This window comes from Streptomyces glaucescens (assembly GCF_002154375.1).
GTDB lineage: Bacteria > Actinomycetota > Actinomycetes > Streptomycetales > Streptomycetaceae > Streptomyces > Streptomyces glaucescens.
The window spans coordinates 304-3,796 of record NZ_MUND01001018.1 but is presented as its reverse complement, the minus strand read 5'-3'; the positions used below and the strand labels follow the sequence as shown (position 1 = coordinate 3,796).

Annotated in this window: 2 protein-coding genes and 1 pseudogene; all 3 read left to right on the top strand. The window is 77.8% G+C overall.

Going from position 1 to position 3,493, the window contains the following annotated elements:
* Positions 1–268: 268 nt before the first annotated feature.
* Positions 269–1,633: a tetratricopeptide repeat protein gene (locus tag CCN42_RS40255; RefSeq protein WP_086742043.1), complete on the top strand. Its 1,365-nt coding sequence runs from the start codon at positions 269–271 to the stop codon at positions 1,631–1,633.
* On the top strand, positions 1,630–3,147 hold the full coding sequence (locus CCN42_RS40250) for a sulfite exporter TauE/SafE family protein (RefSeq protein WP_086742042.1): 1,518 nt from the start codon (positions 1,630–1,632) through the stop codon (positions 3,145–3,147). Before CCN42_RS40255 ends, CCN42_RS40250 begins: the two co-directional genes overlap by 4 nt.
* Positions 3,148–3,199: 52 nt before the next feature.
* Positions 3,200–3,493: pseudogene (locus CCN42_RS45460) on the top strand (serine/threonine protein kinase); the annotation flags it as partial.

Genomic DNA, 3,493 nt, shown 5'->3' with positions numbered 1-3,493 from the left:
CAGCCAGCTGGGGGACGCCCTGCGCCCGGCCGGCTCCGCCGGGGACGACGACACCCCGCTCATCGCCGCCTCGGCGGGCGCGGGCGCGGTGGGCGTGCTGCTGATCGGCGCCGGGCTGGCCTGGTGGCGCCGCGGCCGGGGCCGCGCCTACTGACGGCCCCCTCCGGACCGGCGCGGCCCGCTCCCTCCCCAACCCCCACGGCGCGGGCCGCGCCACCCCCTTCTTCTTCCTTCCGTTCAGTTGTCCAGCCGCCGCACGAGGAGAGGCATGGTCCCCCGCACGACCGAAGACACCACCGAGCGGCCGCCCCGGCGCCCGCACCGCGCCGCCCGGCTCGCCGGCTGCGCCGCCCTGCTGGCGGTCGCCCTGACGGGAACGTCGATCGCGGTCGGCGACGTCCGGGACGCCGGGCGGCGGCCTCTGTCCTCGGCGCCGGTCTCCCCGGCCCTGCTCCCCCACGGCGACCTGGACACGGGTGTCACCGCGCTCCAGGCCCACCTGCGTGCCCAGCCGCGGGACCCCAGCGGCTGGGCGGCCCTCGGAGTGGCGTACGTGGAGCAGGCGAGGACCACCGGCGACCCGTCCCGCTACCCGAAGGCCGAGCGGGCCCTGGACCGCTCGCTGGCCCTGCGCCCCGGCGACGACCAGGCTCTCGCGGGCCGCGCCGCCCTGGCCGCCGCCCGGCACGACTTCACCGGCGCGCTGCGTGACGCCGACCGGGCGCTGGAGCGGAACCCGTACAACGAGCGGGCCCTGTGCACCCGGATCGACGCCCTCGTCGAACTCGGCCGCTACGCCGAGGCCGCGCGGGCCGCCGACCTCGCCGACACCCGGCGGCCGGGGGTGCCCGTCTTCACCCGGTACGCGTACGTGCGGGAGCTGCGCGGCGACGTCCGTACCGCGCGCCGGGTCCTGGCCCAGGCGCTGCGTTCGGCCACCGCGCCCGGCGACGTGGCGTACGTGGCCACCGCCCTCGGCCGGCTCGCCTCCGACCAGGGCGAGCACACGGCAGCGCTGCGCCACTACGCCCGCGCCCTCGCCGCCGACGACACCTACCTGCCCGCGCTGGAGGGCCGGGCGCGCGCCGAGGCCGCGCGGGGCGACCGGGCGGCGGCGATCCGGACGGCACGGCAGGTCGTGGCCCGCGCCCCGCTGCCCGGCCCGCTGGTGCTGCTCGGCGAGCTGTACGAGGAGGCCGGCGACGAGGCCGCGGCACGCGAGCAGTACGCGCTGGTCGACGCCTGGACGGCGCTCGCCCGCTCGGGCGGCCTCAACCCCGATCTGGACACCGCCCTCGCGGCGGCCGACCACGGCGACGCGCGGACGGCGCTGCGCGCGGCCCGCGCCGAGTGGGAGCGCCGCCGCAGCGTGCACACCGCCGACGCCCTCGCCTGGGCACTGCACCGCAACGGGCGGGACGCGCAGGCCCTCGCCCTCGCCCGTCGGGCCACCGCGACCGGCTATCGCAACGCCGCGTTCCACTACCACCGCGGCATGATCGAACGCGCCCTGGGCCGCGACGGGGACGCCCGCGCCTCCCTCACCCGGGCCCTGGAGCTCGACCCCGGCTTCTCCCCGCGGGGTGCCCGGGAGGCCCGGGCGGCGCTGAAGAGCCTGGAGGCCACCGCGTGAGACTCCGTCACCTCGCCACGCCCGCCCTGGCGGCCTGTGCGCTCGTCCTGCTGTCCGCCGGGCAGGCCGGCGCGCATCCGCTGGGCAACTTCACCGTCAACCAGTACGACGGGCTGGTCGCCGCCCCCGGACACCTGCGCGTCGAGCACGTCGAGGACTTCGCCGAGATCCCGGCAGCGCAGGCCGGGCCGGACATCGAGCGGCTGGGCCTGGACGGCTGGGCCCGGCAGCGCTGCGCGCGGGCCGCCCGGGACAGCGAGGTCACCGTCGGCGGGCGGAAGGCCGCGCTCACCGTCGTCTCCGGCTCCGGACAGGTCCGGCCGGGGCAGGCGGGCCTCGACACCCTCCGTGTGGAGTGCCTGCTGACGGCTCCGCTGCCCCGGGACGGGCGGACGGCCGTCGGCTTCCGCAGCGCGGACGTCGGCTCCGGCTGGCGCGAGATCACGGCCCGCGGCGACCGTACGACCCTCACCGCCTCCGACGTGCCCGAGGCGTCGGCGTCCCGCGAACTGACGAGCTACCCGGAGGAGTTGCTGTCCTCCCCGGCCCGCGTCACCTCGGCGTCCCTCCGCCTGCGCCCCGGCGGACCCGCCCTGGCCGGGGAGGAACGGGACGGTGACGCGCCCGCCGCGTCCGTGCTGCCGCGCGGCGCCGACCGGTTCACCCGCGCCCTGGACTCCCTGGTCTCCCGACATGACCTCACCCCCGGCTTCGCCGCCCTGGCCCTGGCCGTCGCGCTGGGCCTCGGCGCGCTGCACGCGCTCGCCCCGGGGCACGGCAAGACGCTGATGGCCGCGACGGCGGTGGCGCGGGGCGGCCGGGCGCGGCTGCGGGACATCCTGCCGCTGGCCGCGTCGGTGACCGTCACCCACACCCTCGGCGTGGTCGCCCTCGGCCTGCTGGTCACGGCCGGCTCCGCGGCGGCGCCCTCGGTGGTCGCCTGGCTGGGCATCGCGAGCGGCGCCCTGGTGACGGCGGCGGGAGTGGGCCTCGTACACCGGGCCTGGCGCAACCGGGGGCACGGACACGTGCACACCCACGGGCACGAGCATGCCCACGCGCACGGTTACGAACATGCCCACGCGCACGGGCACGAACATCCCCACGCGCACGAACACGGGCACGGGACCGACCCCGGAGACGAGCCCCACCGGCGCCCGCACACACACCCGCACCCGCACCACCCCTCCCTCCGCGGCACCCTCTTCCTCGGGTTCGCCGGCGGGCTCGTGCCCAGTCCCTCCGCCGTCGTCGTGCTCGTCGGCGCGGCGGCGCTGGGAAAGGCGTGGTTCGGGCTGCTGCTGGTCCTCGCGTACGGTGCGGGGCTCGCCCTGACGCTCACCGCGGCCGGGTTCGCCGTGTTCCGGCTGGGCGCGGGCGTGGCCCGGGCGCTCAGGCCCGCCGGCCGGCTGACGGCGGCCCTGCGGCGTACCGCGCCGCTGGGGTCGGCGTCCGTCGTGCTGGCCCTGGGGGCCGGATTGGTGCTCAAGGGGGCGGCAACCGCACTCGGGTGAGCTACTTTCGTGGAAAACAGGGATTTCGCCCGGATGCGAAGAGGGGGCGCCCGTGTCCGACGTACCGGGCCGTGAACGGCTGATCGCGAATCGCTACCGGCTGCTGTCCCCCCTCGGCGAGGGCGGTATGGGCACCGTGTGGCGGGCCCGTGACGAACTGCTCAGCCGCGAGGTCGCCGTCAAGGAGGTGCGCGCCCCGGCCGGGCTGCCGGGGTCCGACGTGGAGCGGATGTACGCCCGGCTGGAGCGGGAGGCGTGGGCCGCCGCGCGGGTCGCGAACCGCAATGTGGTGACGGTCTACGACGTGGCGACCGAACAGGGCCGCCCGTGGATCGTGATGGAGCTG